Genomic DNA, 26,600 nt, shown 5'->3' with positions numbered 1-26,600 from the left:
CGCGCGCCTCTATCCCAGATAGTCGCGTAAACTGGGCGGAGGATTGTCGAGCAGCTCATGCGTGGGCATCGGCGGGTGTGCCGAGCCATCGGCGACCAATACGGTTTGATCCGCAATCCGCCGCGCGTCCAGAGGGTCATGGCTGATCATCAGCAACGTTGTTCCGGTCTCAGCCACAAGGTCGGCGACCAGATCCAGCATTTCGGCTTTTAACGCGGGGCCAAGCGCGGCAAAAGGTTCATCCAGCAACAGCACCTGCCGCCTTTGAACCAAAACCCGCGCCAAGGCCACGCGGCTTTGCTGCCCGCCCGACAGTTCAGCGGGTTTACGGCCCCCCATCCCGGCCAGACCAACACGCTGCAGCGCGGTTTGCACGTCTGCCGCCTCACCCGCCGATAGTCGCCCGTTCGGGCGTATACCCAGCGCGATATTCTGTTCGGCGCTCAGGTGGGGGAACAGGTTGCCATCCTGAAACAGCATGGCTAACGGGCGTTTGCCGGGTGGCAGATTGCCGATCTCGGCATCGTTCCAGAATATCTTCCCCTGCGTTAGATCGCGAAACCCTGCGATGGCCTCCAGGAGGGTTGATTTCCCGGCTCCTGACGGGCCGATGATCGCGATGCGAGCGCCGGTGCCAATCGAGAGGCTGGCCCGCAAGGCAAAGTCCCCATTTGCGATGGTGCAGCTTTCAAGCTTCAGCATGCCAACGTCCTCCGCGATCCAATATCCAGAATGCCCCAAGTGATAACATCAACAGCAACAGTGCCCCTCCGGCTGCGGCCTGCATCTGATAGGCGCCCATCAGGCGATAGATTTGCAGGGGCAGGGTGGCGATTTGCGCATCTGCGAACAGGGCGATCACACCCAGATCCCCCATGGATAAGGCCGCCGTCAGCCCGGCTGCAAAACCAATTTGCGGGCGCATGCGCGGTAGCAGGATCAGGGTGAAAAATGTTGTCTTATTCATATCCAGTGACAGGGCCAGCCGCCCATTCCGCGCTACAGTATCCCGCGCCGCAGGGACGAGAATGCGCAACGCAAATGGCAGCGCCATGGCGGCATTCACCAGCGCGGTGACCGGCAGTGCCAGCATCGTCGGATTGGCGACGGGCCGGATCAGGATGAACAGGCCGGTCCCGATAACCAATGGCGACGCAGCCAGCCCCAGAATGCCACTGATTTCGACAAGACTATGCCGCCCAGTTGCAACTGCGGCGGCCATCGGCAGGGCAAGCAGCAGCAGGATCACGGTACTCGCGGCTGCAACACCGATCGAGGTTAACGCTGCGCGCAAGATCGATATGGGCATGTCGAACATGCCCGACAGTCCAGAGATCACAACCGATGCCAGCGGCAAGAGCAGGAAGGCCGCAGCGAGGGCAATCCAGAGCGCGTCGATCACCGGCGTTCCGCCATCCCAGCGCCGGATGGCACGATCCAGTCCCGCGCCGAACCCGTCCCGGCGCGAGAACTTAAGAGCTGCCGCAGCTGCGGCGGCAGTCAATGCCAGTTGCAAGGCCGACAAAAGTGCGGCGCGACCGAGGTTAAAGTCGTAGGTAAACGCCTGATAAATCGCGAGCTCAATTGTCGTCGCGCGCGGACCTCCGCCCAATGTCAGGGCGACAGCAAAGCTGGTCAGACATATTGCAAAGATCACCGCCAGCACACCGGGCAGGGTGCGCCGCAGCATCGGCATCTCGATCAGACGGAACATCGCCCATCCCTGGCAGCCCAGTTGTGCGGCTAGACGAAACCGTTCGGCCGGGATTTCCTGCCACCCCTGCAACAGCAGGCGCGTTGCCAAAGGCAGGTTGAAGAAAACATGCGCCAGCACGACCCCGTGCAGCCCGTAAATCCGGATGGGCGGCAGGCCGAAGAGGCCCAGAATATCTGAAACCCATCCGGCGCGGCCAAAGACCTGCAACAGGCCGATGATTGCGACGATGATTGGCAGGATGAACGGCGCGCCCAGCAGCGTGATCAGAACGCTGCGCCCGCGAAACCGCCGACGCGCCAGCGCGCGCGCCACCGGTACGGCAAGGCCCGCGCTGAACAGGGCGGACAGAACCGCCTGAATAAGGGTGAAACGCAGCGCGGCCCAGTCGGCAGGACCAAACCCGCCGGCAGTTTCGGCACGCAGGGCAACAGCGGCCAGCGTGCCCAGTATCAGCGCGGCGACCAGAGCCGCCGCGCTGATGCCTGGCCATGCGCTTACTGGCTGAGCGCGCCCAGCCATTCGGCAAGTGCCTGATCCCGCAGGGCGGCGGCCTCATCTGCCGCAAGCAGCAGGGATTTCGCCGGTACGGTCAGCGTGTCAAACCCTTCGGGCAGTCCCGAAGCAGGGGTCACGGCCGGATACATCCAGTTGGTTGTCGGAATGATCTCTTGGAACGCGTCTGTGACCATGAATTCCAGAAACTGGTCGGCCAGTTCGGGCTGATCACTTCCGGCCATTTTGGCGGCAACTTCAACCTGCATATAGTGGCCTTCGTCGAAGGCCGCGGCTGCTTTGCTGTCATCTTCTTCGGCGATCAGGTGATAGGCGGGTGAGGTGGTATAGCTGAGTACCATGTCCGCTTCGCCCTCAAGGAACAGACCGTAAGCCTCGGACCAGCCCTTGGTCACGGTCACGACGTTGTCGGCAAGCCCTTCCCAGATTTCGGGAGCTTCGTCGCCATAAGCCGCTTTGACCCATAACAGCAGTCCCAGACCCGGAGTAGATGAACGTGGGTCCTGAATGATGATCTTGGTTTCGCTGTCGGCCAGTTCACGGAAGTTGGCGGGTGCCGCTTCATCCGCGTTGTGAACAAACGCGAAGTATCCCCAGTCATAGGGGGTAAAGACGTCATCGTTCCATTCGACTGGCAGCGCATAATCGGCACTGACCGCGTGCGGTGCAAACAGGCCGGTTTCCTTGGCGGCGGTGATCAGGTTGGTGTCCAGACCCAACACGACATCCGCGTCCGAGTTTTCGCCTTCAAGCCGGATACGCGACAACAGGGCTGCACCATCCTCGATGCCCACAAGGTTCAGTTCGCAGTCACAGACCGCCTCGAACGCCTCTTTGACCTTTGGGCCCGGGCCCCAGTCCGAGACAAAGCTGTCATAGGTGTAAACGGTCAGCTGTGGTTTGTCGGCTGCGATGGCCGATGTTGCGCTCAGCAATCCCGCAGCAATTAGCAGATGTTTCATATCATCCTCCATTGCGGCGAGAGGGTAAGGATGGATGAAACCGTCACCTTTCCCTCCGCCGGTTCTAGCCGGTTCAGGTTCAACGGGTTCGCCAAAGGCATCTCAGCGCGGCAGGCCACGCACCCCGAGGTGAGGCCGTGCTTAGGCGGATGCGGGCATAAATACAAGCCAATTCGGCCGTATCGTTGGGGTGTTTGGGCTAATGAAAGTCCCGGCTTGGGAACAGACGTTTTGCCTGCTCGCGCGGGTGCATGGCGCGTGGGGCCGGGGGTGGGCGCGGTGCATCGTCTGTCTGGGGCATTGTCTGCCCCACGGCCTCTTCCAGCGGATGGCCCAGCTCGCTGAGCTTGTGAGAGACGTCCTCAATCCGTTCCGCGATCAGATGCACCACGATCCCTTCACGTTGCAGTCTGCCGGTCACGCGCAGCAATCGTGCGCCCATCACGGCGCGGCGAAACTGTTCAAAGACCTTGCGCCAGACCACGACATTGCTGACCCCGGTTTCATCCTCGAGCGTCAGGAAAATAACGCCCGAGGCGGTACCGGGGCGCTGGCGGGTGATGACAAGGCCGCAGACGCTGGTGCGTTGCAGCGGTGCGTCAACCAGTTTGTCATGCGGTGTCAGGCCGGGCATCGAAGGGCGCAGCATCTCCATCGGATGGGCGCGCAATGTCAGGCGGGTTGAGACGTAATCCTCAACCACCTCTTCACCCAGATGCATGGCGGGCAGGGTGACTTGGGGCTCATAGATGGCCTCTCCGTCAATGGGATCGTTGAACAGGGGCAGCGGTTTTGTCCCGCGAATGGCCCGCACCTGCCACAGCGCATCACGGCGGGTCAGGCTTATGCCGGAAAAGGCGTCCGCCTCGGCAAGACGCTCCAAAACCGCCGGGGCAACACCGGCGCGCAGCCACACGGCCTCGGGATCGGTATACCCATTGCCGCGCGCGGCGGTGATCCAGTCGGCGTCATCTTCCTTGAACCCTTTGATCTGACGAAAACCAAGCCGCAGGGCCAGCGAGCCGTCCATCCGGCGTTCCAGCGTATTGTCCCATGTGCTGGTATTGACGCAGACGGGGCAAACCTCGACATGATGTTCGCGCGCATCGCGCACGATCTGGGCCGGGGCATAGAACCCCATGGGCTGAGAGTTCAGCAGCGCACAGGCAAAGATCGCCGGGTGATGGCGTTTGAGCCAGGCCGAAACATAGACAAGCAGCGCAAAGGCCGCCGCATGGCTTTCGGGAAAGCCGTAATCGGCAAATCCTTCGATCTGCGAAAAGCAGCGCGTGGCGATTTCGGGGGAATACCCCCGGTCCAGCATCCCGTTGATGAACTTGTCGCGATGTTCGCCAATCGTGCCCATCCGGCGGAATGAGGCCAGCGCGCGGCGCAGGTGGTCAGCCTCTTCCGCGGTATAGCCTGCACCAACAACGGCGATTTGCAGGGCCTGTTCCTGAAACAGCGGTACGCCAAGGGTGCGGCGGGTGACCTCTTCAAGCTCACGCCCAAAAGGTTCGGGTTTCTCCAGTCCCTGACGCCGCCGAATATAGGGTTGAACCATGCCGCCCTGAATCGGGCCGGGCCGGACGATGGCGACCTCGATCACCAGATCGTAGAATTCGCGCGGCTTCATGCGGGGCAGAAAGTTCATCTGCGCGCGGCTTTCGACCTGAAACACCCCGATTGCATCTGCCACTTGCAGCATCTGATAGGTTTCCGGGTCTTCTGGCGGGACGGTGGCAAGGGTCAGGCGTTCCCCTTCGTGCATGTCCAGCAGGTCAAACGCCTTGCGGATACAGCTGAGCATCCCAAGGCCCAGCACATCGACCTTTAAAATCCCCAGCGCATCGATATCGTCCTTGTCCCATTCGATGACCGTGCGGTCCTCCATCGCGGCATTTTCGATCGGACAAAGCTCGTCCAGCCGCCCCTTGGTGATGACAAAGCCGCCCACATGCTGCGACAAGTGGCGGGGGAAGCCGATGATCTCTCCGATCAGCGTCAGGGTCTGCGCAAGGCGGCGATCATCCGGATCAAGGCCCAGTTCGCGCACGCGGTCCATATCCGGGCCGCTGCCGGAATGGCCCCAGATCGAGCCGGACATCCCCGCCGTGACATCTTGGCTTAGCCCCATGGCCTTACCGACCTCGCGGATTGCAGCGCGGGATCGGAAATGGATGACTGTGGCGCACAGACCTGCGCGGTGGCGGCCATATTTTTCGTAAATCCACTGGATCACCTCTTCACGCCGCTCATGTTCGAAATCGACGTCGATATCGGGCGGTTCACCGCGATGGCGTGAGACAAAGCGCTCGAACACCATGCCGATGACATCCGGGGATACGTCGGTGATGCCCAGCAGATAACATAGGATCGAATTGGCCGCCGACCCTCGCCCCTGACACAGGATGTTCTGGCTGCGGGCATATTGCACGATGTCATGGACGGTCAGGAAATAGGCGGGGAAATTCAGCTCGGCCACCACGGCCAGCTCTTTCTGCATCAGACTTACTGCCCGTTCCGGGGGGCCTTCGGGATATCGCCGCGCCAGACCTTCTTCGGCAAGTCGCCGCAGGCGCTCCATCGGGGTTTCACCCCCTTGGGCGATTTCATCGGGATATTGATAGCTCAGTTCTTTCAAACTGAACCGGCAGCGCGCGGTGATCTCAAGCGTTCGGCGCAAGGCGGCAGGATGATTGCGGAACACCCGCGCCATATCGGCATGGCCTTTCAGACGCCGCTCGGCATTGGGCAGGGCGCGGGCGCCGATTTCGTCGATGGTGCAACCTTCGCGCATGCAGGTCAGCACATCGGCCAGCGGGCGGCGGTTGCTGCGGTGCATCAGCACATCGCCCACCGCAACCATCGGGGCAGAGCATCGCAGGGCCAGCTGCGCACACTGGTCCAGATAGGTCTGGTCCGAGCCGTCATAGCGCGGCGCGGCCCCCAGAAAGACAAAACCGGGAAAGCGTCGTTGCATGCGCTGGATGTCCGGGATCGCGGTTTGCAGCCCTCCTTGGGGCAGGGCGATCAGGATCATACCGCTGCACCCCTCCTGCATGTCCCGCAAGTCAAGATGGCATTGCCCCTTTTCGGCGCGTCTTTTGCCCAAGGTCAACAGCCGGGTCAGCCGCTGGTATGCGGCCAGATCAGAGGGAAATGCCAGCCATTCCACCGTGCTGTCGCGCAGGACAAGGCGGCACCCTGTGATCAGCCGGGGCACGTGCGGCCCTGCCGGGCGGGCGATATCCTCGGGCCTGCCGATTTCCTGCCGCGAACAGCTGTCGACGCGATGTTGCGAGCGGATGCGTACGGCCTCATCCGCCTCGCGTTGCAGCTCCTTCAAGGCGGAATAGGCCCGCACCACCCCGGCCAGCGAATTACGGTCGGTGATGGCAATGGCGGAAAGGCCAAGCTCGGCGGCGCGGGTGACGAATTCCTCGGGGTGCGATGCGCCGGTGAGAAAGGTGAAATTCGTGGTCACGCAGAGTTCGGCATAGGCATCGACAGGTCGGTGCAACCAGTCGCGGCGTTGCGCTGTGACGGGGCGGTGTTCGCGGTTGATTTCGATCATGCGAACTCTCCCTGAACGAACCAGCCAGGATTTTGCGGTGTATGGAACAGCCAGAGGCGGCGGCCCTGCCGGGTTTCAACGCGCCAGTAATCGCGCACGCCATTGCGCCAGTTTGGATCATCGAACCACCACTCGGGGGTCAGGCGTTCCGGTCCGGTGGCGCGCAGCGTGGCCAGTCGCATGCGCCGCCAGCGGAAATGCTGTGGTGGTTGTGCGCCGGTGGCGGCAATAGCTTCGGGCGGGAACAGGGTCAGCGGGCGGGTATTGGGAGCGATCTGAAAGGGTTGCGGGCTGGAATACGCCGCCGGGGCGATGATCGAGCTGCGTTCGGGAATGTGGCTGTCGGCAGGCAGAAACCGCAGAACATTCTCTAACCCGATCTGGGTGCCGATGCGGGTGATCAGATCATCCACCTGATCTGATGTGTCGGCGCGGGCATGGCTGACCTGCTGCATCTGCTGTCGCTCGACCTGCCGGGCCTCAAGCCGCAACTGGTCGATCCCGTACCCTGCATCCACCTCGCTGATCCCACGGGTGAACAGCGGCAGGATGCGCATGGGATCGCGCATGGGGCGGGCCAGCCGCAGCTCGACATGCTGAGCCTGTTGGTCGACCCGGTGCAGGGTCAGGTCGAACACGCGGGCCGCGCTGCCTTGATCGGTCAGTTTTTGACATAACCGGTCCAGCAAGCGCGCGGTGCTGGCCATCACATCCGCTTCTAGCCCGATAGGGTCAGGCATGCTCATCCGAACGCCATAGTGCGGTGGGTCGGATTGCGGTGAGATGTCTTCGGGCTGTGCGCCCAAGGCCTGATCCAGCCGCATCAGCAGCCCCGGACCGAAGCGACGCGCAAGCGGGGAACGGGCGGCCTGATGCAGTTGTGCAATGGTGCGTAACCCAAGCCGCTGCAATGTGGTGACGGTGTCGACATCCAGCCGCAATGCCGCCACCGGTAGGGGGGCAAGGGCGTCCAATGCCATGTTGGGGGTCGCTACACCTTCTCCGTGATGGGCCAAGGCCCAGGCAGCCCCGCGCGTATCGCCCAGTCCAATTCGCACGGAAAGTCCGGCTCGGCAGAACCGCTGACGTAAATCGCTGAGCAGTCCCGCCTCGCCACCTAGCAGATGGGCCGAACCGGTAATATCCATGACCAGCCCGTCTTCTCCTTCGAGCCCGACCCAGGGGCAGTACCGTGTCGCCCATCGTCGCAGGCCGGTCAAAAAGCGCCGGTCAGCGATCTGATCTGCCGGGCTGCTCAGCAAGTCAGGGCAAAATGCGCGGGCATCGGAAAAGACCATGCCGCGATACAACCCCTGCTGCTCGGCCGCATCATTCAGGCAATAAACCCTGTTGGTATTGTTCTCCCGAAGCGTCAGCGCAAAAGGCCCGTAAATGGGCCGCCGCCGCAGAACCCGGTCTGTTGCAAGTCGGGGAAACCACAATGAAATGACGCGCCGATCGGCTTTATCGAACATGCCAAACACCAAATGTTCACTATATGTTCTATTTAGTTCTTTCGCTTTGCAGAGTCGAGTCTTTGAGCGCATCCTTGGAAGGGGGCGCCCTCAGGCCCTTTTCAGCAACTGATCTGTTTAGTTCTTATGTTGGGTCTGCCAGCCAACAAGGCTGAAGCACGCGAACAAAATGGCGGCCACGCACACGATCGAAGGGCCCGCAGGTGTGTCTAAAACATAGGCCGCCCGCAATCCTGCAACGGCGGATATTGCGCCGATTGCTGCGGCGATCAGGGCCATCGCTTCGGGCGAACGCGCAAGGCTGCGCGCGGCGGCGGCCGGTATGATCAGCATGGCCGCAATCAGCAGTACCCCGACGACCTTGATGGCGACCGCGACCGTCACAGCCAGAGACAGTGTCAGAATCAACTGCTCGCGCTTGGGATCAAAACCGCTGGCATAGGCCAGTTCTTCGTTCAATGTCGCTGTCAAAAGTTGGGACCATCGCCAGCCGATCAGGGCCACAACCAATGCTGCGCCGCCCCAGATGACGGCCAGATCAGCGCGCGACACCGCCAGGATGTCGCCAAACAGATAGGCCATCAGATCAATTCGGACACCAGACAGAAAAGAGACAGCAACAAGCCCAAACGCCAGAGCGGAATGGGCCAGAACCCCCAGCAGCGTGTCCATGGCATAGCCGCGTCCAGCCAACAGAGTTACGGTCATCGCCATGATCAGCGCTACAACCAAGGCTCCCGTAAAGACAGACATCTGAAATGTCAGCGACAGCGCAACGCCAAGGATGGCGGCATGGGCTGTTGCGTCCCCGAAATAGGCCATCCGGCGCCACACTACAAAGCAACCAAGAGGGGCCGCCGCAAAGGCGACGCCCACGCCGGCGAGCGTGGCTCGGGTCATGAAATCGTCAAGCATTATTCAGCAGCTTCCTGCGGTTTTTCAGTGTGGTCATGATGGTGGTCATGCTCGTGACGGTAGAGGGCAAGCGCACCGCCCGTGCCCGTTCCGAACAGGGCCCGATATTCCGGGGCCGAGGCGACGACAGCGGGCGAGCCTTCGCAGCAGACATGACCGTTCAGGCAGATGACCCGGTCCGAGGCGCTCATGACCACATGAAGTTCGTGACTGATCATCAACACCGCACATCCGGTTTCATGGCGCACGGCTTCGATTTGCTGGTAGAACGCGGCCGAACCACGTTGATCAAGACCCTGCGTGGCCTCATCCAGCAACAGAATATCCGGCCGGTTGATCAATGCCCGTGCCAGCAAGACACGCTGAAACTGCCCGCCGGACAGCTGCGACATTTGCCGTTTCAATAAATCCGGCACGCCAGCCGCCTCAAGCGCATCGGCGCAATCCTGACGTGACACGTGCCCGGTCAGCCGCATGAAACGCTCGACGGTGATCGGCAATGTCGGATCAATATGCAGCTTTTGCGGCACATAGCCGATTTTGAGGCCGGGTTTGTGCGAAACCCGCCCGGCAGAAAGCGGGGCCGCACCAATGATGGCCCGCAACAGGCTGGTTTTGCCAGACCCGTTCGGGCCGACAATCGTGACGATTTCACCGGCCTCGATGGACATACCGACATGACGCAGAATGGTATTCGCACCATAGCGCACACTCAGGTCTTCAACAGTGATCAGGCTCATTTCTGCGCCTTTTGGGTGCAGTCGGGGCAGATACCTTCGGCCTCTACAACTGTGCGCTCAATCTCGAATCCCACTGCGCGGGCGGCAGCGCCAAGGGCCCCCTTGGCCGGTGTTGATTGCGTTTCGGCCACCGCATCGCATTTCCTGCAAATCATAAAGGCCGGAGAATGCGATGCACCCGGATGCGTACAGGCGACAAAGGCGTTCAAACGTTCGATTTTATGGGCAAACCCATGTTCCACCAGAAAATCAAGCGCACGATAGGCCACTGGTGGCTGTGAGCCGAAGCCCTCGTCGCGCAGGCGGTCAAGGATAGCATATGCCCCAAGGGCCCGGTGCTCCTGCAGCAGCATTTCCAGCACCTTGCGGCGCACCGGCGTCAGGCGGAGCCCTTCAGCTTTGCATCGCGCCTCGGCTGCGGTCAGTCCGGTTTCCACGCAAACGTCGTGGTCATGCTTATGAAACCCCACGAGATCGGTGTCGTCTGTTTGTGCTGGCTGCGTTTCGCTTGTCATGTTATTTCATATCATTTATATCGCTGGCAATGTTATAAAATCACATAGAGGGTATGATGTCCAGAAAGCTTCTCCCGGTATCGATTGCAGCTGCGCTGATGGGTGGCACTGCCATTGCGGATGTTCCTAATGTTGCGGTCGATATTGCGCCGGTTCACTCATTGGTGGCACGCGTAATGGAGGGGGTCGGTACGCCTGACCTTATCGTGCAGCCCGGAGCCTCTCCTCACGAATATAACCTGCGCCCCTCCGAGGCAGCAGCGCTGCAAGAGGCCGATCTGGTGTTCTGGATCGGTGAGGATCTGACGCCGTGGATGGAAGGTGCAATTGAGACCCTAGCCGATGGCGCATCCGTTACCTCTCTGTTGGAGGCGGATGGCACCGTCCTGTTCGAGTTCCGCGAAGATGCACTTTTCGAAGCGCATGATCATGGGGACGAAGACGATCATGACGATCACGATCACGATGACCACGCGGACAGTGATGATCATGACCATGACGATCATGCCGACCACGATGACCATGATCACGATGAGCATGCAGAGGGTGGGGATCACGATCATGACGATCATGATGGCCATGATTACGATAAGCATGCAGAAAGCGACGATCACGACCACGAAGATCACGCGGGTCACGATGATCATGACCATCATGCGCATGGTCATGGCGAACATGATCCCCACGCCTGGCTGTCGCCCGCAAACGCAAGCACATGGCTGAATGTGATTGCCGCTCAGCTTTCTGCCTCCGATCCCGACAATGCAAGCGCCTATTTCGCGAATGCCAACGCTGCACGCGCCGAGATCGAGGCCTTGTCTGCCGAGGTGGCCGAAACGCTTGAACCGGTCCGGGGCGGCAGCTTTATCGTGTTCCACGACGCCTATCAGTATTTCGAAAGCGCTTTTGGCTTCCCCGCATCGGGGGCGATTTCACTCAGTGACGCTTCTGACCCCAGCCCGGCCCGCATTGCCGAAATCCAGCACCGCATCCATGATGAAGGCATCGATTGCGTTCTCACCGAGCCCCAATTCAACCCAGGGATTGTTGAGACGGTAATGGGCGGGACCGAAGCAAATACCAGCGTGATCGATCCCTTGGGATCGGACCTGGAGCCCGGTGCAACACTCTACCCCGAGCTTATCCGGAACATGGCTAAGGCACTGGCCGGGTGTCTGTAATTCTGGCGTGATTAGTCCTGCCGGCGTCGATTGCCGGCAGGTTTCTGTGTCGTAAGGCCTCGCGCAAAGCGAGATTGCTTTATTTAGTGATCAAAGTGTCCCGCGCCGAAGAAGTTGGAAGTACGACTAAGCTTTGATCCACAGTGGACTCGATACGACAATGTGCCTTGTGGTTCTACCGTGACACATCCGGCGCGGGGTCGATGTATCTCTATATTCTAGGGACGCCAACAAAATGAGAGCTGAAGGAATGGTGGGTGATGAGAGACTCGAACTCCCGACATCTTCGGTGTAAACGAAGCGCTCTACCAACTGAGCTAATCACCCGTGACGGGGATTTAGCTAAGCCTGCGGGCGGGTGCAAGAGGGTTTGCCAGATTCTTTCACAAGTTTTTTGCAAAAGGCCGGGATCAGGATTTCATGTCCTTCAGGGCCGCCAACAACTGGGCCACCTCATGTTCCGAATTGTAGTGGCACAGAGAGATGCGGATGCAATCGCTGAGGCCAAGAGGGTCGAGGACATTGCCGCTGTAGTGATCGGCCTTGCGGGTATGGGTGCGAATGCCTTGTGCATTCAGCCGGGTGACAACCTCTGGTGACGGGATATCCTGCACCACGATCGAAACCAGACCCTCGCGTGCGGGGTTATCGGGGCCGGCCAGAATCGTGACATGCTCCATATCGCGCAGGCCGGGCAGGTTGCCGGTTCCGTTGATCATGGCGTTGGTCAGATGGGTTTCATAGGCGTGGATGGCGCGGCCTGCGGCGATGATCCGTTCCCGGCGGTCCTCTGAGGCGCTCACCTGCGCGCCCAGCCAGTCGAAATAGCCAACCACATCTGTCATCGTGGCATAGGCGCCCGTGTCGCGCGTGCCGAATTCCCATCCCGTCGAGGGCGCGTTGATCAACTGGTCATGGGGCAGGGCGGTCAACCGGTCGGATATCCAGGCGATGCCATACCCATGCCGCGAGAACACTTTGTAAGGCGAAATCGCATAGCCATCGACATCATAACTGTTGATATCCAACTGCCCGTGGGCTGCGTGCTGGACGCCGTCGACGACAATAAAGCACTCCGGCGAAACCGCACGGATCGCTTGGGCGATGGCAGCCACATCCATACCCATGCCGGTCACGGGAGAGGCGTGCAGAATCGTGGCTACCGCGACATCCGGCGTCATCTGTGCGCGATAGGCATCCGCCGTGACCAGACCCGTACCGTTGTCATGCGGGACATTCACATAATCCAGCCCAGCGATACCCGCCCAGCTCCGGGCGGCGCTGCGGCTGGCGGGGTGTTCGATGGAGCTGCCAATCACTTTGCCGCCCTTTGGGGCATTCACACAGGCGGTCCGGATCATGCGGAATAGCAGTTCGGTGCCACTCTCGCCAATAAAGAACTGACCCGAGGGGGCATTCATGAACAACGACAGGTCGGCTTTGGCTGTGTTGATGATATCGACCAGTGCATGGCTGGCGGGATTGTCGCGCCCCTGATTGTCAGGGATCGCGGCGAATTTGGCTGAAGTCTCTACCACCGAATTCAGGGTCAGCGCACCGCCTGCGTTTTCAAAGAAGATGCGCGGCCCCTGAAACGGGCAACTGTCCACATTGGCAAATCGTGAGCGTATGGCGTCAATCAGGCCGGGTGTGTTGTGCAGCATCTGGTTTGTCCTATGTGGCTTGTCTGTACCATCACCACGCAGATGGGTCAGATCAATGGCGTTTACGCGCCACAGCAGCGTTTGACGGAGCTGGCTGGCCTCATCTTTTTTGTATTGTACCTCGATGTGGTGTTGGATTGACCTTGCCTGTGCCCTGCCGCCTCCGATATTCCCGAGTGGACTACAACCGCCCGGACAGGAGAGCACAGGATGCAGCCCGGCGCCCGCCGCCAACTGTTTGTCGTATTGGCCATTTGTGCCCTGGCTCTGATCCCGGTTCGGACTGCGGCCGAGGGCGTTCTGGTCTTTGCTGCTGCCAGCCTGAAAACCGCGCTGGATGAGATTGCCCCGCAGTTTGAGGCGCAGAGCGGTCATGACGTAACGATCTCATACGCGGCCTCTTCGGTTCTGGCGCGTCAGATACAGTTGGGGGCCCCGGCGGATTTGTTCATTTCGGCCAATGTGGATTGGATGGATCATCTTGAGGCGCAGGGGCGGACCGATCCGGCCTCGCGCGTTGATCTGCTGGGCAATGGGCTGGTTCTGATTGGTGGGCCAGATCAGGCTGCGATCGGAGAGATCGGGCGCGACTACGACCTGAACACAGCGCTGAACGATGGCTATCTGGCGATGGCGCTGGTTGATGCGGTTCCGGCCGGTATCTATGGCAAAGCGGCGTTGCAGGAATTGGGCTTGTGGGACGCGGTGCAGGGCCAGGTTGCGCAGATGGACAATGTGCGCGCCGCGCTGGCGCTGGTGGCGGCTGGGGCGGCGCCATTGGGGATCGTGTACCGCTCGGACGCGGTGGCCGAAGACAGGGTGCGCGTGGTGGGTGCCATTCCGGCGCAGACGCATCCCAAGATTATCTATCCTGCCGCATTGATGCCCGATGCGACATCGGGCGCTGGCGCGTTCCTGACCCATTTACAGACCCCCAGCGCGCAGTTGATTTTTGAGGGGCAGGGGTTTTCCCTGCCGGGTGGGTGACGCATGGGTTGGCTCGGTCCCGCTGAGATCGAAGCGCTGAAGCTATCACTGCGCGTGTCTTTTTGGGCGACGCTGATGACGCTTCCTTTGGGCATTTTTGTGGCTTATGCGCTGGCGCGCTGGCGGTTTCCGGGGCGGCAGGTGCTGAACGGTCTGGTGCATTTGCCGCTGATCCTGCCGCCGGTTGTGACGGGCTATTTGCTGCTGCTGACCTTTGGTCTACAGGCCCCTCTGGGCAAGCTGCTGGCCGAGCTTGGCATCGTGGTGGCCTTTCGCTGGACCGGCGCGGCGCTGGCCGCCGGCATCATGGCCTTTCCGCTGATGGTCCGTGCGATCCGCCTGTCGATCGAGGCCGTTGATCCCAAACTGGAGCAGGCCGGGGCAACGCTGGGTGCCTCGCAGCCCTTTGTGTTTGCAACCGTCACTTTGCCGATGATCCTGCCGGGTATCATCGCCGGAGCGATACTGGCCTTTGCCAAAGCGATGGGAGAGTTCGGGGCGACCATCACATTTGTCTCGAACATTCCGGGCCAGACGCAGACATTGCCCTCGGCGGTATACGCCTTTCTACAGGTGCCCGGAGGTGAGGCAGCGGCCACGCGGCTGGTGATCATTTCCATCGTCATCGCCATGGGCGCGCTGTTGCTGTCGGAATATGTCGGTCGGCGTGTCGCGGCACGGGTGGCCGGGTCATGAGCCTTTCCGTCAAACTGAGACATACGCTGCCGGGGATCGCCCTAGATCTTGATTTTGACGCACCGTCTGGCGTGACGGTTCTGTTTGGGCGCTCGGGCTCGGGCAAGACCACAATTGTCGATGCGGTGGCCGGGTTGCTGCGATCAGATGCAGGCCGTGTTGCGGTGGATGATTGGGTGCTGTTCGACACCGAGCAGGGTCTGTGGTTGCCGCCGCACCGCCGACGCCTGGGGTACATCTTTCAGGAAGGACGGCTGTTTCCGCATCTAACCGTCCGCCAGAATCTGGCCTATGGGCGCTGGTTTGCGCCACGGAACGCTGTACGAGAAGATCCTGACAAAGTGATCGAGATGTTGGGGATCGGCCATCTGTTGGATCGCCGACCGGCGCGGCTGTCTGGTGGAGAAAAGCAACGTGTTGCCATAGGCCGCGCCCTGCTGGCCAGTCCGCGCCTTATCCTGGCCGATGAGCCGCTGGCTGCGCTGGATGATGCGCGCAAGGCAGAAATCCTGCCCTATTTCGAACGGCTCAGGGATGAGGTCTCGGTTCCGATCCTCTATGTCACCCACTCGGCGGCCGAGGTGGCGCGGCTGGCCACTTCGGTGGTGGCCTTGCAGGATGGCAAGGTATTTCGCCACGGTCCAGCCTCTGAGGTTTTGGCGGACCCAACGGTGGCGCCAGCAGGCGTCCGGGCGGTTGGTGCGGTGCTGCAAGCCAAAGTGTTGACACACCATGCCGACGGCTTAACCGAGCTGGAGGCCGGTGGGAGCCGCCTGTTTCTTCCTCGCATCCCGCATCGCGTGGATGAGAAACTCCGTATCCGCATCCCGGCGCAAGAGGTGATCCTATCCAAGCGCAAACCCGCGGGTCTGTCGGCGCTGAATGTCCTCAAAGGTGAGGTTGATGCAATTCGTTCAGGGGACGGCCCGGGCGCAATCGTATCCGTCCGAACCACAGCCGGAACCGTTCTGGCGCGAGTGACACGCCGCTCGGTTGCTGGGTTGCAGCTTGAAGTCGGTTGCAAATGCTATGCTGTGGTCAAGACGGTTGCCCTTGCACCGCAGGATGTTGGCGGGTGGGTGACATCCCCGGTCGACACGCGCTGAGGTCCGCGCATTGTCTGTGGCTTTACTCAGGCCGCGGGCTATCTATTATTGGTGGCAATTAGCGTATTTTAGATTGGATCTGAAATGAACCGTCTGGTGAGGATAACAGCTTTGGCTGCGTCGGTATTGGCACCGGGAACTGTTTCGGCGGTTGGGTTTGGTGTTGGCATCCGACCAACGTTTCAGACCACGGTGACGCCATTGGACGGAGGTATCTATGAGGTCGCCGCCAAAGGTAGCTCAGCAGCCATCACCTATTGGTGCGGGATCGGAGATTTTGCGATCCGCACATTGCGGATAAAGGGGAACCAGCGGATTTATGTATGGCGCGCCTATGAACCCGGCGTACGTACGGTACAGTTTTCGCTGACACCTCCACCGGGCGCTGACACCACGCCCGGATATTCAATAACGGTGAATAGGGTCGGCGCGAATATGAGTGCATTATCGGCCCAAGCTGAATGCTATGATGACGTTATAGACTTCGACTTCTGATCAGACCCATTTGGCCAGCGGCGGAAGGCTCATAAGGACCGCGTCGGGGTCGTGGCCGGTTTCCAGACCGAACTTGGTGCCCCGGTCATAGACCAGATTGTACTCGGCATAGAGGCCGCGATGCACCAGCTGAGCTTCTTTGTCAGCGTCATCAAACGGCTGTACCCGGCGCTGTTCGACCAGCGGAACAAAGGCGGGCAGGAAGGCGCGTCCGATATCCTGCGTCAGCGCAAAATCGGCCTGCCAGTCGCCAGTGCAGTAGTCATCCATAAAGATGCCACCCACGCCGCGCGCGCGTTTGCGGTGGGGGATATAGAAATACTCATCCGCCCAGTCTTTGAGGCGCGGATAATGGCCCGGACCATGCGGATCCAGATGCGCCTTTTGCGTGGCGTGAAAATGAGCAGTGTCGTCGTCATATTCGATGCAGGGGTTCAGGTCCGAGCCACCGCCGAACCACCAGGCATGTGGTGTCCAGAACATGCGCGTGTTCATATGGACCGCAGGCACATGCGGATTGCGCATATGGGCCACAAGGCTGATGCCTGAGGCCCAGAAGCGCGGGTCATCTTTCATGCCGGGAATGCCCTTGCGCGCGGCCATGGCGTTTTGCGCGCGCGCGCCCAGCGTGCCGTAAACGGTCGAGACATTGACGCCGACCTTTTCAAACACACGCCCGCCGCGCATGACAGACATCAGCCCGCCTCCGGCGTCTGATCCGTCATCAGAGTGCCGTTTGGTTTCCTTGATTTCGAACCGACCGGGCGGGACGTCTGAGAACGGGCCTGTGTCATGGCTGTCTTCCAGGCCCTCGAACGCGGCTACGATATCGTCGCGCAACTCACGGAACCATGCGGAGGCGGTGGATTTTTCTGTATCGAACATGGGGCTCAATGCGCAGGGGCGGCAACGGGGTCCAGCAGGGTCCGGCCGCCATCGATTGTCAGGATTTGTCCCGTCATGAAGCCTGCCGCGTCCGAGGCGAGAAACTGTGCGGTTTCAACTAGCTCGTTGGGGGCCGCAATGCGGGCAAGGGGCGTGTGCTTCTCGATATCGTCGCGGAAATCCCGGTTTTCCTTGAGCGTTGATTGCAGTGAGGCGCTCATCACCGATCCCAGCGCAATCGAGTTCACGCGAATTCGGTTGGGTGCCAGTGCTACGGCAAGTGAGCGGGTCATCTGATCCAGCGCTGCGGTTGAGACTGAATAGGCCATCAGGTCGGGATGTGTTCGCCGTGCGGCGATAGAGGACAGGTTAATGATGGACCCCGCCGGGTTCTCCGTGTTGTCACCAGCCTGTTTGATCATGCGTTTCGACACGATCTGGCTGAGCCGCAGGGCTGGCATCAGGTTCTGGTTCAGCAGGGTACGGACCGAGTCATCATCCATATCCAGCGGGTCGGATTGAATGACCTGTCGCGCGCCGTTGATCAGGATATCGACCTGATCAAAGGCATCCAGCGTGGCCGACAGCAGATTGGCGATGGTCAGCTTTTCGCGCAGATCGCCTGCGAAATAGCGGATATTGCTGTCATCGGTCTGTTCGCCCAGCTCGTCGAGCAGGCGCTTTTCGTCCATGTCTGCGAACATGACATTGGCCCCAGCATCGGCAAAGTGACGCCCGATGGCCAGACCGATGCCATTTGCGCCGCCGGTCACGATTGCTGTTTTGCCAGCTACGGAAAAGGACATCCGAATCCTCCTGATTTGTGGCGCAGGTTAACGGGCCTTATCGCCGAGGGCGAGAGGCATGAAATACCTTGAACCGATTGTCGCCTGCTACTTCTTTGACCTGTGCGAAATGATCATCAAGGGTGGCCTCGTAAGGCAGGTGGCGGTTGGCGACCATCCACAGAGTGCCCGACCTGACCAGATTGCGCGCGGCGGCTGCGATAAAGCCCTGCCCCAAGGCGGGATCAGCGCTTCGTGATGTGTGAAAGGGTGGGTTCATGACCACGGTAGCCAGCGGATCGGACTCCCGCCATGTCACGGCGTCTTGCCAGTGAAACCGGGCGCGTGGGTCGGTTATATTGGCGCGGGCGCATGTCAGCGCTGTGTGATCCGCCTCGACCAGATGCAGGGTTTGCAGGCCATCCTTTTTCAGCACCCCATCCGACAGGTATCCCCAGCCTGCGCCCAGATCAGCCACCCGGCTGCCAAGCTTTGGCGGCAGTGCCCCGAGCAGGAGGGCCGAGGCCGGGTCGATCCCATCTGCGGAAAATATGCCCGGTGCAGTTTGGAAGCCATCGGCTTGTTGCATCGCTGGCGCGGCCCAGTTGGCGAATGCCGGCGCGTCGGCCCGAAACCAGAAAATCTTGCCATGGGCCTTGGCAATGGGCCCATCAATATCGACCCGCTTGCGGATGTCTTTCAGCAGGCTGTCAATCCCGTCGGTCTTTGCGCCATCCACAACCACCGTGCCTTGGGCGCGCTGGCAGGCCTGATGGATCATCGCCCGTGCCAAAGCCTTGGCGCGTGGCAGAAACACGATCACATCCTGACAGGGCTGATCCGCTTCAGGTGCCGCTGCAAATCCTTGCGCGGCAAACTGGTCATGAAACGGTTTAAAGGGCTGCACCACCTGTGTCTCTCGCGCCAGTGCAGACAGGTCATGCGCCGGGGTCGGGCCGATCACCGACAGGGGTTGGGACAGCGACAGGCCGCTTTCCAATGCAAGGCTCAGGCGAAGGGACATGGGCAAATCCACCAAGAGGGTCGGCGCGCGCCTTACTCTTCGCGTTCCATCGTGCATTGCAGGGGGTGCTGATGCCTGCGGGCAAAATCCATCACCTGACCCACCTTGGTTTCGGCAATCTCGTGGCTGAACACTCCGACAACTGCGACGCCTTTTTTGTGCACGGTCAACATGATCTCGAACGCCTGGGCATGGGTCATGGAAAAGAACCGTTCCAACACGTGGACCACGAATTCCATCGGTGTGTAATCGTCGTTCAGCAGAAGTACTTTGTACAACGGCGGACGTTTGGTCTTGGGCTTGGTCTCAACCAGGATCGACGTATCGCCGTCCTCGTCCGACTTGTCAGACATCATCCACTGGGTTTCGAGCATTTCGTGCAGGTTTCCGATTCAGGCTTCGGTTTGTCTGATGGCTTATATAACGTCAGAGCGACCAGAGGAAAGAGGGGCCGGACGTAATCGCGATGCAGGGCAGGCTGACGACAATCGGATTCGACGCGGATGACACGCTGTGGCACAACGAGCGCTTCTTTCAGCTCACCCAGGTGCATTTCGTGGATCTGCTTGCCGACCACGCAGAACGCGATCACCTGATGGACAGGCTGCTGGCCGCAGAAAAGCGCAATATCCGGCACTATGGCTATGGCATCAAAGGCTTCACCCTGTCGATGATCGAAACGGCCATCGAAGTCACCGGGGATCGGGTTCCGGCGGCGGTTATCCGGCAACTGATCGAAGCCGGGCAAGAGATGCTGGCGCATCCGATCGAACTGCTGCCTCATGCGCAAGAGGCGATCGAAGCGGTTGCCGAAACCCATCGCGTGTTGCTGATTACCAAAGGTGATCTAATCGATCAGGAACGCAAGCTGGCGCAATCGGGGTTGGGTGATCTTTTCGACGGGGTCGAGATCGTGTCCGAGAAGACCCCGGACACTTACCGTGCGATCTTTGAACAGCATGGCGACGGGCCGGGTGCGTCGATGATGGTGGGCAATTCGATGCGGTCGGATGTGGTGGCGCCTATTGGGGCCGGGTGTTGGGGCGTATACGTACCCCACGGGCTGGTCTGGGAGGTCGAGCAGGCCGAGACGCCAGCAGATAATCCAAGATACCACGAGCTGTCTGATCTGGGTGATTTGGCTGGGCTTGTCGCCCGGATAGCGTGACCTGTTGCGGATTGGTACCAGTTACAGAAAAATCGCCCTGCCGCCTTGCCGCGTTTTTGTCCAGATCGCCGGTTTGGTAGGTGGTGGTGGTGTCGACCCTATATATAGAGCTGCGACTCAAAGAATTCGTGATCTGAAAAATCCACCTTTCGGTTTCTTTTGAACACCCTCTGTGTTAGCCTGAGCAACAATAAAACAAAATTTGCCGACCGGAAAAATCCGGCGGCTCGAGGCAGACAGAGGCAAAGATCGTGCAGATTCGGCGGACAGTTCCGGCCCGAATGGGCTTATTCCTTATGGCTATGCTGTGGCTGCTTGTTGCAGTGCCCATGCAGGCCATGGCAGCACCTTATGCAGCGATGGTGATCGACGCGCGAACCGGCGAGGTTTTGCACGCACGCAACGCTGACACCCGGCTGCATCCGGCATCGTTGACCAAGATGATGACGCTCTATATCGCGTTTGAGGCGGTGCGGAACGGCGAGATCACATTGGACACTCCGGTGCGCATCACCAAGAAAGCGGCGTCCGAGCCGCCATCCAAACTGGGCCTGCGCAGCGGGCAGACCATCGCGTTTCGATACCTCATCCGCGCGGCTGCGGTGAAGTCGGCCAATGACGCGGCCACCGCTATCGGCATCGCCATCAGCGGGTCCGAGGCAGCCTTTGCACGGCGTATGACCCGCACCGCCAAGTCGATGGGGATGAGCCGGACGACCTTCAAGAACGCCCATGGCCTGACAGAATCGGGCCACCTGTCAACTGCGCGGGACATGACCACGCTGGGGCGTCATCTACTGTATGACTATCCACAGTATTATAATCTGTTCTCGCGGCAATCTACCCATGCCGGTATCAAGACAGTTCCCAACACAAACCGCCGCCTGCTGGCTGCCTATAAGGGTGCCGATGGGATCAAGACCGGTTACACCCGCGCAGCGGGGTTTAACCTTGTGGCCTCGGCCAAGCGTAAGGATGAACGCATTATTGCAACCGTCTTTGGCGGTCAGTCCGGCGCATCGCGCAACGCCAAAGTGGCCGAGCTGTTGGATATGGGGTTTCGTCGGGCGCCGTCCCGCGCGCCGATCCGTAAGCCTGCGCGCCCGGCCTATGCCGGGAATACCGGACTGGGTGAAGTCACCAAGATCGTACGCGTGGTTGGGGCGCCTCAAAAAAGCCTGCGGCCTGTGTTGCGGCCGGGCGTAGGTGCTGCGGTTCAGGTTGCCGGTTCGGTTGCAGAAAACGCCGCCAAGAACGGCGCGCGGATTCAAAACGGTATTGCTGCTGCCATCGCTGCCGCGGATATCGCACCCACTGCGCCGCCGGTTGAAAACGCCGATACCCGGCCTGCCCTGCGGCCTGAAAATCTGGTGTTGGCATCGGCTGAACCTGCGGCACAACCTGAGCCTGAGCAAGAGGTTGTCACGCGCTTGTCCACGTCCGGCGGGCACCTGTGGGGCGTTAATGTGGGCCGCTATACCTCCCGCTACGAGGCCGAGAAGGTTTTGCTAAAAACCGCTTTGTCAGAAATGACAACGCTTGAAGGCACCCTGCGCAAGGTCAACCAAAGCTCGCGCGGATTCGATGCGACATTTCAAGGCATGACCCGGGAACAGGCCGATCTAGCTTGCCGTCGCCTGACCGCGCGAAACGTCACCTGTTTCATGATCGGGCCATCATAAGGCCCGACATTCTCTCCTAACGACAACTGGCTGCGGATGAGAGACCGCAGCCATTTTTTTGACGTCAGTCGAAGACATGGCCGTGTTCGTATTGTTCGTCCTGACCGGCAGCAGCCGTCAGGGCCGCCACGTTATCCTTGGTAAAAAAGCCATCATACTTGTGGCAGCGCTCGATATATTCTGTGATCAGCAGCGTGTTTTTCGAGTGTTTTGAGAAGATCTGTTTGAGGTTTGGATCGTCTTTGCACTCGCCCACCACATGGGCCAGGAAAGGCACGCCTTTGTCCTTGAGCGTGTTGACTACGAAATCGACATTCTTCTCTCCGCCCGCGTGATCGCCATCCAGAATCTCCACAGCCATATGGTGCAGGCGGCGACCAAAGTTGCGCACGAAATCCTCGGTTGGCATCGGCAGCTTGGCAAAGGAATTCACGAAAGAGGGCGTGTTGTTCGCGGTAAAGACCTTGGCAGGGGATTTCTTGTCGTCATCGACGCTGGGGTTGCGGTTCACATTGGTCGACGAGTTCATGTCGAAGATGTTGTAAGCCCCCCAGAAATAATAAGGTACCATGGTCAGAAATTCGAGGATCGCATCCTCGCGCTCGCCCGCCAGAACCCGCGTGGCAAGGTGATCGATGCCCAGCATCAGCGGGCCGATCTTGCTGTCCTCAGCAAAGGCAGCCGCAGCGTCCAGACGCTGTTTTTCTGTGTCGCTCAGCAGCACGCGGTCGCCAAGCCCCAGACTGTCGGGGTCGTTGAAATCATGCGTGGAATAGCCGACCCGGTTGCAGGTGAAATCCGATGGTGTGGTAAAGCGGAACCCGTCGAGGGTATAGAACGGGTTCTCGGTGTCGCCGCTGTATTCAAAGCGGATGTTCTGATCCTCAAGTGTCTTGCTCAGCATCGTCAGGTCTGATGCGCCGAACACCTCGCCGACATACCGGGTCTGCGGAGTTTTGCGGGCCAGAGGATACATCCGGTTGATGCGCGGAATAAAGTCCTCGAACGTATCGCTGAGCGGAGCCATAACGATCAGCGCCGGATACTCCGGGTGAGAATGCAGCACCGAGAATTTATGGGTTCTGCCCAGAAAACTGGCCGCATGGCGATAGGGTGTCATGACATACAGCTCGATCAGCGTATCAAACAGCGTTGTGCTTTCGACCTGCAGCACGATGGCCTTCATCGGCCCAACCTGATCGGCGATGCCGGTACTGGTGCGCCGCTCATAGATCATCGGCAGATACTCGGCAAAGAAATCCGAATTCTTTTTGTCGCCGCGCGGGGTGTAGGACATCAAATCGAAAGACATATGTTCGTCTCCTTGCGCAAGATCGGCTGGGATAAGGTCACACCACCCCGGGGCCGTAGAACAGGTTGCTGTAATTACGGTATTGAGAACATGCACTTGCAGGCATGCTAGGGGTGAAAACCTGTCTGGGCAACCGTAGAAGGCGAGCGGGCCGGGGACCTATCTGTCGAACTTGGTCACTTCGATCCCGTTGTTGATCAGGTTCTCGCGCACTGACCGTGCGATTTGCAGCGCGGTTATGCCGTCTCCGTGCAGGCAGATCGTATCGATCGAGGTGTCCAGCCGCTTGCCGCTTGCGGTGATGATGGCGCCTGCCTGCACCATCTCGACAACACGCGCGCCGGCATGGTCGGGGTCATGGATGACCGCGCCGGGCAGGCTGCGATCAACCAGCGTACCGTCGTCGTTATAGGCGCGGTCCGCAAAGATCTCGCCGACCCATTTACAGCCCAGCTCACGCACGGCTTCTTCCTGTTTGGTGACCGCCAGAACCATGATGATAATGTCCGGGTCCACATCCAGCGCGCCACGATAGCACGCGCGCGCCATATCCAGATCGGCCGAGCACATGTTGGCCAGCGCACCGTGCAGCTTGAGGTGGCGCACCCTGGTGCCGACCGCTGCCGCCATTCCTATCGCGGCCCCCAACTGATAGCGAACCAGATTGCGCAGACTGTCATGCGGCACGTTCATATTGCGCCGGCCAAAGCCCTGAAGGTCAGGAAAACCGGGATGCGCCCCGATGCCCACATCGTTCTCTGCCGCTGTCAGCATGGTTTGCGCCATCACATCCGGGTCGCCGGCATGAAAGCCGCAGGCGATATTGGCCGATGTGATGACCTTGAGCAGATTGTCATCATCCCCCATTTCCCAGGGGCCAAAGCTTTCACCCATGTCGGCGTTCAGATCAACTCGGGGCATCGGAAACTCTCCTCAGTCGGTGGCAGAGACCACTCCGCCGATCAATTGATAGGATAACAGGTCCGGGATGTCATGCGGGTCGCGGACCAGCGCTTGGACCTGACCGGGCAGGCGTTTCAGCTCTGCCTGAAATGCCGCGTGCAGTTTCACCGCCTCAGCCAGTGTGACAAATTCGAACCGCAACGTTCCGCCGGCGGGCGTTTGAACTGCGCGCGGCATATCGCAGGGTAGGACCGTTGCAATTCGGGGATATCCCCCGGTCGTCTGGCATTCGGGCAGCAGAATGAAGGGGTTCCCGGTCCCGGTCATCTGTATGTCGCCGGGGGTGATCACCTCGGACAGAATATTGAGCTGGTCCTTGGCGGCAAAGCCAGCACCTTCGCTGTCCAGTTGCATGCCCATGCGGTTGGCCCGCGCACCGCGCGAGAAGTCCGTATTGGCAAAACGGGTCAGGGTGGTATCGTCAAACAGCGCGCTTTGAAAGCTGCGCACGATGCGCAGCGTTCCGCCCGAAAACCGTTCTGACGGCTGCAGTTTCTTGCCCGTGTCCCCTCCGGCCGTACCGGCGGGCAGGCTATCGCCAACCGCTACCGCGCGGCCCACTTTGGCTGTCAGATGCGTGGATCGTGATCCCAGAAAAAGGTCAGTATCAATCCCGCCGCCAAGGTGCAGGTATCCATAATTGCCCTGCAACGCTGCCCCGATCATCAGGCGCTGTCCCGGTGCCATGGAATGTGAGGCGTTCCAGGCGATCGGGCTGCCATCCAGGCTGACCTGTATCGGTGCCCCGGTCAGGGCAATCCGCACCGGCTGCGTCGCTTCGAACTCTCCCCCCATTCCGGCCATTTCAAGGGCCGCGCAGTTCGGGTTCTGGTCCAGCAGGGCCGCCCCCTCATACAGGGCCAGAATATCCGCAGCCCCTGAGCGCGACAGGCCCTGCGCAAGATATCCGGTGCGGCCCTGATCCTGAATGGTGCATGCGGGGCCGATGCGGTGAACGATCAGACTCATTCCACGATCTCCTGACAGGTTGCACCGCCGATGCCATCCGTATTGTTTGCTTTGATATGTTCCAGCACGTCGCGCGAAACCGGCCCAAACACCATTTCGTCTCCGGGGTTCAGGGTAAAACTGCGCGCGCTATCGGGTTGAAAGCAGCGAAAGGCGGTTTGCCCGACATGACGCCATCCGGTTGGCGTGGGGCCGGAAAAGAGGACGAATTGAGATATCGCCAGAACCAGCGCCCCTTCGGGAACCATCGGCGTCAGCTCTTTCAGGCGCGGTATGTTGAACTCAGGCGGTAGCGGGCCAAGATAAGGTTGGCCGGGTGCGAAGCCTATTGTCAGCACGCGTACACGGGCTTGCCCCAGTCGGCGGATGGCTTCGGCAGATGAGAGACCAGCGGCGGCAGCAGCTTCGTCCAATTGCGGGGCCAGATCGGTTCCATAAACCGTCGGAACGCGCCAAAGCTTGCGACCGGAGGGCATCGGCGCACTGTACCAGTCGCGCTGGCTTAGCAATGCCCGGAGGCGATGTTCGAGTTCAGCATGAGGCAGGGTGTCGGGGTCGAAGCGGATATAGGTCGAAGCCAAAGATGCTGAGGTCTCGATCACACCGGGCCATGCCCGCCCCGATACCTCGGCGCGAAACGCCAGCGCAGCGCGGTTTGCAGGTTCGGTCAGCCTATCGGCATAGGTCACCAGCATTCCGTCAAAACCAACGGTGCGCACGAAGGGGAAGGAAGCAGCAGATGTCATATGGTCCCGGGTGTCCGTTAGAGTGTGGCCTGTCGAACCTGAGCGCATCATGTGCCCGTGTGCAAGACCCTGTCACCGGGTTAAGGTCAACACTGTGTCTGGTTCCAGTTTCTGGCAGCGCTTGGGGCTGTCGGGGCGGGGTGTTTGTCATCTCCGGTGGGCGCGACTCGCGGCCTCCGACTCGAAGCCGCTTGTGTGGTTCTCGCTATTGAACGCTATATATAGCGTGAAACCTTTTGCAGCTGAGCCAAGGCGGTCGTTTCTGCCGGGTGCCCGTTGCGGGGTATCGGTCAGGTTGGTGGGGTGATTGTGTGTTAAATATTTGATATAATGATATAAAATATAAGGCAGCAAAAAAGTTGGGCGGAATGCAATTTTCCACTTGCGTGTATTTGTAGTATTACTTAGAACGCCCTTCACCGGCGCTACTGAGGTTGTTGTTGGGACGCTGGAGACGGCGGAGACGCACTGGAGAGACGGTGGGCATCTGAGGATTGAGATTGGGCGGTGGCGCTGAGGGATT

At 60.0% G+C, this 26,600-nt stretch carries 24 protein-coding genes, 1 tRNA gene and 1 riboswitch; of the genes, 7 read left to right on the top strand and 18 right to left on the bottom strand.

The window, feature by feature from the left end; all coding sequences use genetic code 11:
* Nucleotides 1-9: 9 nt before the first annotated feature.
* From ACR0I7_RS12665 to ACR0I7_RS12630, 8 genes are all read right to left on the bottom strand, one after another.
* Nucleotides 10-702: a thiamine ABC transporter ATP-binding protein gene (locus tag ACR0I7_RS12665; protein WP_480511548.1), complete on the bottom strand. Its 693-nt coding sequence runs from the start codon at nucleotides 700-702 to the stop codon at nucleotides 10-12.
* Nucleotides 689-2,236: an ABC transporter permease family protein gene (locus tag ACR0I7_RS12660; RefSeq protein WP_480511547.1), complete on the bottom strand. Its 1,548-nt coding sequence runs from the start codon at nucleotides 2,234-2,236 to the stop codon at nucleotides 689-691. The genes ACR0I7_RS12665 and ACR0I7_RS12660 overlap by 14 nt, the downstream gene beginning before the upstream one ends.
* Nucleotides 2,212-3,192 (bottom strand): thiamine ABC transporter substrate binding subunit, encoded by a 981-nt coding sequence (gene thiB, locus ACR0I7_RS12655; protein WP_480511545.1) that lies wholly within the window; start codon nucleotides 3,190-3,192, stop codon nucleotides 2,212-2,214. The genes ACR0I7_RS12660 and thiB overlap by 25 nt, the downstream gene beginning before the upstream one ends.
* A gap of 32 nt (nucleotides 3,193-3,224) precedes the next feature.
* Nucleotides 3,225-3,329, bottom strand: a riboswitch (TPP riboswitch).
* Nucleotides 3,330-3,391: 62 nt separating this feature from the next.
* Entirely contained in the window at nucleotides 3,392-6,769 is a 3,378-nt protein-coding gene (locus ACR0I7_RS12650; protein ID WP_480511543.1) for an error-prone DNA polymerase, read from the bottom strand.
* Nucleotides 6,766-8,244 carry a Y-family DNA polymerase gene (locus tag ACR0I7_RS12645; protein WP_480511541.1) on the bottom strand — a complete coding sequence of 493 codons (1,479 nt, stop codon included), beginning with the start codon at nucleotides 8,242-8,244 and terminating at the stop codon, nucleotides 6,766-6,768. Before ACR0I7_RS12645 ends, ACR0I7_RS12650 begins: the two co-directional genes overlap by 4 nt.
* A 117-nt stretch (nucleotides 8,245-8,361) precedes the next feature.
* Nucleotides 8,362-9,159 carry a metal ABC transporter permease gene (locus tag ACR0I7_RS12640; protein WP_480511539.1) on the bottom strand — a complete coding sequence of 266 codons (798 nt, stop codon included), beginning with the start codon at nucleotides 9,157-9,159 and terminating at the stop codon, nucleotides 8,362-8,364.
* Complete coding sequence (locus ACR0I7_RS12635) at nucleotides 9,159-9,899, bottom strand: metal ABC transporter ATP-binding protein (protein ID WP_480511537.1); 741 nt, start codon at nucleotides 9,897-9,899, stop codon at nucleotides 9,159-9,161. Before ACR0I7_RS12635 ends, ACR0I7_RS12640 begins: the two co-directional genes overlap by 1 nt.
* Nucleotides 9,896-10,414, bottom strand: coding sequence for a Fur family transcriptional regulator (locus ACR0I7_RS12630; protein ID WP_480511535.1), 519 nt, complete (start codon nucleotides 10,412-10,414; stop codon nucleotides 9,896-9,898). Before ACR0I7_RS12630 ends, ACR0I7_RS12635 begins: the two co-directional genes overlap by 4 nt.
* 56 nt (nucleotides 10,415-10,470) lie before the next feature.
* On the opposite strand from ACR0I7_RS12630, the gene ACR0I7_RS12625 reads away from it, so the two are divergent.
* Nucleotides 10,471-11,595 carry a zinc ABC transporter substrate-binding protein gene (locus tag ACR0I7_RS12625; RefSeq protein ID WP_480511533.1) on the top strand — a complete coding sequence of 375 codons (1,125 nt, stop codon included), beginning with the start codon at nucleotides 10,471-10,473 and terminating at the stop codon, nucleotides 11,593-11,595.
* A gap of 251 nt (nucleotides 11,596-11,846) precedes the next feature.
* On the opposite strand, the gene ACR0I7_RS12620 is transcribed toward ACR0I7_RS12625, so the two are convergent.
* Nucleotides 11,847-11,922: transfer RNA gene (locus ACR0I7_RS12620), tRNA-Val, on the bottom strand.
* 83 nt (nucleotides 11,923-12,005) lie between these two features.
* Nucleotides 12,006-13,259, bottom strand: a complete 1,254-nt coding sequence (locus ACR0I7_RS12615) for an aminotransferase class V-fold PLP-dependent enzyme (protein WP_480511531.1) — start codon at nucleotides 13,257-13,259, stop codon at nucleotides 12,006-12,008.
* A 210-nt stretch (nucleotides 13,260-13,469) separates the two neighbouring features.
* On the opposite strand from ACR0I7_RS12615, the gene modA reads away from it, so the two are divergent.
* The 4 genes from modA (at nucleotide 13,470) to ACR0I7_RS12595 (ending at nucleotide 16,543) form a co-directional block, all read left to right on the top strand.
* Nucleotides 13,470-14,246 carry a molybdate ABC transporter substrate-binding protein gene (modA, locus tag ACR0I7_RS12610; RefSeq protein WP_480511529.1) on the top strand — a complete coding sequence of 259 codons (777 nt, stop codon included), beginning with the start codon at nucleotides 13,470-13,472 and terminating at the stop codon, nucleotides 14,244-14,246.
* A gap of 3 nt (nucleotides 14,247-14,249) precedes the next feature.
* Nucleotides 14,250-14,942, top strand: coding sequence for a molybdate ABC transporter permease subunit (gene modB / locus ACR0I7_RS12605; RefSeq protein WP_480511527.1), 693 nt, complete (start codon nucleotides 14,250-14,252; stop codon nucleotides 14,940-14,942).
* Nucleotides 14,939-16,048, top strand: coding sequence for a molybdenum ABC transporter ATP-binding protein (gene modC / locus ACR0I7_RS12600; protein ID WP_480511525.1), 1,110 nt, complete (start codon nucleotides 14,939-14,941; stop codon nucleotides 16,046-16,048). The genes modB and modC overlap by 4 nt, the downstream gene beginning before the upstream one ends.
* Before the next feature lie 84 nt (nucleotides 16,049-16,132).
* Nucleotides 16,133-16,543: a hypothetical protein gene (locus ACR0I7_RS12595; RefSeq protein WP_480511523.1), complete on the top strand. Its 411-nt coding sequence runs from the start codon at nucleotides 16,133-16,135 to the stop codon at nucleotides 16,541-16,543.
* On the opposite strand, the gene hemF is transcribed toward ACR0I7_RS12595, so the two are convergent.
* From hemF to clpS, 4 genes are read right to left on the bottom strand one after another with little or no spacing between them, the layout of a single operon-like run.
* Nucleotides 16,544-17,428, bottom strand: a complete 885-nt coding sequence (gene hemF, locus ACR0I7_RS12590; RefSeq protein ID WP_480511521.1) for an oxygen-dependent coproporphyrinogen oxidase — start codon at nucleotides 17,426-17,428, stop codon at nucleotides 16,544-16,546.
* A gap of 5 nt (nucleotides 17,429-17,433) precedes the next feature.
* Nucleotides 17,434-18,234, bottom strand: coding sequence for an SDR family NAD(P)-dependent oxidoreductase (locus tag ACR0I7_RS12585; protein WP_480511519.1), 801 nt, complete (start codon nucleotides 18,232-18,234; stop codon nucleotides 17,434-17,436).
* A 37-nt stretch (nucleotides 18,235-18,271) separates the two neighbouring features.
* Nucleotides 18,272-19,237, bottom strand: a complete 966-nt coding sequence (locus tag ACR0I7_RS12580; protein WP_480511517.1) for a class I SAM-dependent methyltransferase — start codon at nucleotides 19,235-19,237, stop codon at nucleotides 18,272-18,274.
* A 32-nt stretch (nucleotides 19,238-19,269) separates the two neighbouring features.
* Nucleotides 19,270-19,611 carry an ATP-dependent Clp protease adapter ClpS gene (gene clpS, locus ACR0I7_RS12575; RefSeq protein WP_480511515.1) on the bottom strand — a complete coding sequence of 114 codons (342 nt, stop codon included), beginning with the start codon at nucleotides 19,609-19,611 and terminating at the stop codon, nucleotides 19,270-19,272.
* A 92-nt stretch (nucleotides 19,612-19,703) separates the two neighbouring features.
* Here clpS and ACR0I7_RS12570 point away from each other — a divergent pair, with 92 nt between their 5' ends.
* The gene (locus ACR0I7_RS12570; protein ID WP_480511513.1) at nucleotides 19,704-20,405 is read left to right on the top strand and encodes an HAD family hydrolase; all 702 of its coding nucleotides are present in this window, start codon (nucleotides 19,704-19,706) and stop codon (nucleotides 20,403-20,405) included.
* 281 nt (nucleotides 20,406-20,686) lie between these two features.
* Nucleotides 20,687-22,087 (top strand): D-alanyl-D-alanine carboxypeptidase family protein, encoded by a 1,401-nt coding sequence (locus tag ACR0I7_RS12565; RefSeq protein ID WP_480511511.1) that lies wholly within the window; start codon nucleotides 20,687-20,689, stop codon nucleotides 22,085-22,087.
* Between the two features lie 64 nt (nucleotides 22,088-22,151).
* On the opposite strand, the gene ACR0I7_RS12560 is transcribed toward ACR0I7_RS12565, so the two are convergent.
* The 4 genes from ACR0I7_RS12560 to ACR0I7_RS12545 all read right to left on the bottom strand — a co-directional run bounded on the left by ACR0I7_RS12560 (nucleotide 22,152) and on the right by ACR0I7_RS12545 (nucleotide 26,077).
* A complete protein-coding gene (locus ACR0I7_RS12560) occupies nucleotides 22,152-23,399 on the bottom strand; it encodes a hypothetical protein (RefSeq protein ID WP_480511509.1) in 1,248 nt (415 codons plus the stop codon).
* Between the two features lie 159 nt (nucleotides 23,400-23,558).
* Complete coding sequence (locus tag ACR0I7_RS12555; RefSeq protein WP_480511507.1) at nucleotides 23,559-24,320, bottom strand: LamB/YcsF family protein; 762 nt, start codon at nucleotides 24,318-24,320, stop codon at nucleotides 23,559-23,561.
* Between the two features lie 12 nt (nucleotides 24,321-24,332).
* Nucleotides 24,333-25,331, bottom strand: coding sequence for a 5-oxoprolinase subunit C family protein (locus tag ACR0I7_RS12550; protein WP_480511506.1), 999 nt, complete (start codon nucleotides 25,329-25,331; stop codon nucleotides 24,333-24,335).
* Nucleotides 25,328-26,077: a 5-oxoprolinase subunit B family protein gene (locus ACR0I7_RS12545; RefSeq protein ID WP_480511504.1), complete on the bottom strand. Its 750-nt coding sequence runs from the start codon at nucleotides 26,075-26,077 to the stop codon at nucleotides 25,328-25,330. The genes ACR0I7_RS12550 and ACR0I7_RS12545 overlap by 4 nt, the downstream gene beginning before the upstream one ends.
* Nucleotides 26,078-26,600 lie beyond the last annotated feature (523 nt).

Source organism: Ruegeria sp. AM1, assembly GCF_056540745.1.
Note: the sequence above shows the minus strand (reverse complement) of the source record. Positions and strands in the feature narration are given on the sequence as shown.

Bases quoted from the DNA above. Each gene is read 5' to 3' on its own strand.
- ACR0I7_RS12615 (WP_480511531.1), bottom strand. From the start codon at position 13,259: ATGCTGCACAACACACCCGGCCTGATTGACGCCATACGCTCACGATTT.
- modA (WP_480511529.1), top strand. From the start codon at position 13,470: ATGCAGCCCGGCGCCCGCCGCCAACTGTTTGTCGTATTGGCCATTTGT.
- ACR0I7_RS12630 (WP_480511535.1), bottom strand. From the start codon at position 10,414: ATGACAAGCGAAACGCAGCCAGCACAAACAGACGACACCGATCTCGTG.
- ACR0I7_RS12660 (WP_480511547.1), bottom strand. From the start codon at position 2,236: ATGGCTGGGCGCGCTCAGCCAGTAAGCGCATGGCCAGGCATCAGCGCG.
- ACR0I7_RS12625 (WP_480511533.1), top strand. From the start codon at position 10,471: ATGTCCAGAAAGCTTCTCCCGGTATCGATTGCAGCTGCGCTGATGGGT.
- ACR0I7_RS12595 (WP_480511523.1), top strand. From the start codon at position 16,133: ATGAACCGTCTGGTGAGGATAACAGCTTTGGCTGCGTCGGTATTGGCA.
- ACR0I7_RS12645 (WP_480511541.1), bottom strand. From the start codon at position 8,244: ATGTTCGATAAAGCCGATCGGCGCGTCATTTCATTGTGGTTTCCCCGA.
- ACR0I7_RS12560 (WP_480511509.1), bottom strand. From the start codon at position 23,399: ATGTCTTTCGATTTGATGTCCTACACCCCGCGCGGCGACAAAAAGAAT.
- thiB (WP_480511545.1), bottom strand. From the start codon at position 3,192: ATGAAACATCTGCTAATTGCTGCGGGATTGCTGAGCGCAACATCGGCC.
- ACR0I7_RS12635 (WP_480511537.1), bottom strand. From the start codon at position 9,899: ATGAGCCTGATCACTGTTGAAGACCTGAGTGTGCGCTATGGTGCGAAT.
- ACR0I7_RS12565 (WP_480511511.1), top strand. From the start codon at position 20,687: ATGGGCTTATTCCTTATGGCTATGCTGTGGCTGCTTGTTGCAGTGCCC.
- ACR0I7_RS12580 (WP_480511517.1), bottom strand. From the start codon at position 19,237: ATGTCCCTTCGCCTGAGCCTTGCATTGGAAAGCGGCCTGTCGCTGTCC.
- ACR0I7_RS12545 (WP_480511504.1), bottom strand. From the start codon at position 26,077: ATGACATCTGCTGCTTCCTTCCCCTTCGTGCGCACCGTTGGTTTTGAC.
- ACR0I7_RS12570 (WP_480511513.1), top strand. From the start codon at position 19,704: ATGCAGGGCAGGCTGACGACAATCGGATTCGACGCGGATGACACGCTG.
- ACR0I7_RS12665 (WP_480511548.1), bottom strand. From the start codon at position 702: ATGCTGAAGCTTGAAAGCTGCACCATCGCAAATGGGGACTTTGCCTTG.
- modB (WP_480511527.1), top strand. From the start codon at position 14,250: ATGGGTTGGCTCGGTCCCGCTGAGATCGAAGCGCTGAAGCTATCACTG.
- ACR0I7_RS12550 (WP_480511506.1), bottom strand. From the start codon at position 25,331: ATGAGTCTGATCGTTCACCGCATCGGCCCCGCATGCACCATTCAGGAT.
- ACR0I7_RS12585 (WP_480511519.1), bottom strand. From the start codon at position 18,234: ATGTCCTTTTCCGTAGCTGGCAAAACAGCAATCGTGACCGGCGGCGCA.
- ACR0I7_RS12555 (WP_480511507.1), bottom strand. From the start codon at position 24,320: ATGCCCCGAGTTGATCTGAACGCCGACATGGGTGAAAGCTTTGGCCCC.
- clpS (WP_480511515.1), bottom strand. From the start codon at position 19,611: ATGCTCGAAACCCAGTGGATGATGTCTGACAAGTCGGACGAGGACGGC.
- modC (WP_480511525.1), top strand. From the start codon at position 14,939: ATGAGCCTTTCCGTCAAACTGAGACATACGCTGCCGGGGATCGCCCTA.
- ACR0I7_RS12650 (WP_480511543.1), bottom strand. From the start codon at position 6,769: ATGATCGAAATCAACCGCGAACACCGCCCCGTCACAGCGCAACGCCGC.
- ACR0I7_RS12640 (WP_480511539.1), bottom strand. From the start codon at position 9,159: ATGCTTGACGATTTCATGACCCGAGCCACGCTCGCCGGCGTGGGCGTC.
- hemF (WP_480511521.1), bottom strand. From the start codon at position 17,428: ATGTTCGATACAGAAAAATCCACCGCCTCCGCATGGTTCCGTGAGTTG.